Genomic DNA, 1,940 nt, shown 5'->3' with positions numbered 1-1,940 from the left:
AGTCGAGTAGAATGGAGTCTTTTACCTTTCGGTAATTGAACTCCAAACCCTCTCAGAACCGTGCTTGCACTATTAATGCACACGGCTCCTCCAGTAATCATTTACAGAATGTAGTTAATTTCTTTTCTTAAATCATAGATATTCACTTTGACCCTTGGTGAGGGTAGTGGAAATTTGCTCAGGAAGAGTCTGAATTTCTCCCATTTAAAGGATTTCCTTTGACTTCTTCTATTGAGCCATTTAAATATTAGATTCTCGATTTTAACTTTGAAAATGTTAACACTTGGAATATTATCAGTGATGCAATAGTAGTTGAAATAACCAATAAGCGAGCGTTTGAATCTGTCCATGATTATATGAATATTGTTATTTCTATTCTTCTTCAACCATTCTTTAGATTCTTTTAATTTGCTTTGTACTTTCTTCCTACTTGATTTCCGTTTCACTCGAAACTTTCCTTGTTTGCTTTTCCCACAATAATGCGTAAAACCTAGAAAATCGAAGGTTTCTGGTTTTCCATTTCCCTGGTGCTTTCCCAGTTTCTCCGCAAGCCGTCCGAAAGGAATAATTTTGGTTTTATCTTCGGCTATTTCCAGATTAAACTTCTCAAGTCTTAATTTTAGAGATTGAAAGAATTCCTCAGCTTCATTCTTAAATTGAAAACAGCACACGAAATCATCCGCATACCTTACTAGGTATGCTTGTCCATCGCACTGTTTCTTGACACTTTTCTCGAACCATAAGTCAAGGACATAATGAAGATAGACATTAGCTAATACAGGAGATATTACTCCACCTTGCGGTGTACCATTATCTGTTTTGTATTTCTTCCCTTCTTCCATATATCCACCTTTAAGAAACCTACCGATTATTCTCAGTAAGTTTGGGTCAGCGATTCGGAGTTTCAAGAACTCCATCATCCATTTGTGGTCAACATTGTCAAAGAACCCTTTTATGTCTACATCTACAACATAGTTTACTGACCTCTTTTCGATATAGAAGTTCAGTATTTTCAAAGCATCGTGGCAACTACGATTTGGGCGAAATCCGAACGAACAGTCCAAGAAGTCAATTTCATAGATAGAGTTTAATATTTTCGTAACACCTTTTTGGACAATCTTATCTTCATGTTCTGGTATTCCTAATGGTCTTTTCTTTTTCGAATTGAGCTTCGGAATATACATTCTCCTAACTGGAACAGGGCGATAGCTTTTGTTTTTAAGGCTGCTTATTAAATCCTCTATATTTTCTTCGAGATTACCACCGTATTGCTCTTTAGTTGTGCCATTTATCCCAGTTGCTTTCTTATTTGGTAATTCAATATGACATTGAATTAGTGATTGCTTATCTAGTAAATGTGCTAGAGATGTAAATTGCATTTTAGGATCAGATTTTGCTAATTCTGCTATCCTTAGTAGTTTTGTTTCCATTTGTTATACCTACCTCTGTGTGTAGTAAATGTGTCCCTATTAAGGGTGATAAACTGGTAGTAGCCTTTCCTCCATCGGCATTACCCAACTTCATAGGTACTACGCTACTATCCGACTCCCTACATCGGCATTTGGTTTCCTTACTTTTTATCGCTTGTACACCATACTCTTCTAAAAAAAAGAAAAGACCGGTAGGGTCTCCCGAGTTGCCGTATCATATCAATGTATAACGTGCCAAGGTCTCTGACTCCAGAGAGGCTTTACCTTTCTCGCCTTACCGAAAGGTAGAGTGTAGCTTTCTGCTATGCATAAAGCATCAGCCCTCTCGATTTACTAACATTATGAAGCTCAATTCCTTCAACCATTTGGCTTTCGGCCCGCTACCTCACTGTCTACGCTTAAAGACTAAAGTTACCTTTAGCCCTCCAAGACTCGTTACGAGCGAATGGCTAGTTCTTACTCGACGGGAATCCCACCCGTTATATGATACGACCTAGGCTCGGCCGCACA

General features: G+C 38.1%; 1 protein-coding gene. It reads right to left on the bottom strand.

Going from position 1 to position 1,940, the window contains the following annotated elements; translation table 11 throughout:
* Nucleotides 1-101: 101 nt before the first annotated feature.
* Nucleotides 102-1,430 (bottom strand): group II intron reverse transcriptase/maturase, encoded by a 1,329-nt coding sequence (gene ltrA, locus ACFVRR_RS24245; protein WP_387333326.1) that lies wholly within the window; start codon nt 1,428-1,430, stop codon nt 102-104.
* Between the last annotated feature and the right edge of the window lie 510 nt (nt 1,431-1,940).

The organism is Gottfriedia sp. NPDC057948, from assembly GCF_042887255.1.
Lineage (GTDB): Bacteria > Bacillota > Bacilli > Bacillales > Bacillaceae_G > Gottfriedia.
The sequence above is the reverse complement of the archived record's forward strand: the minus strand, read 5'-3'. Positions and strand labels throughout refer to the sequence as shown.

Excerpts from the sequence above, each read along its gene's own strand:
- ltrA (WP_387333326.1), bottom strand. The coding sequence starts at position 1,430 with ATGGAAACAAAACTACTAAGGATAGCAGAATTAGCAAAATCTGATCCT.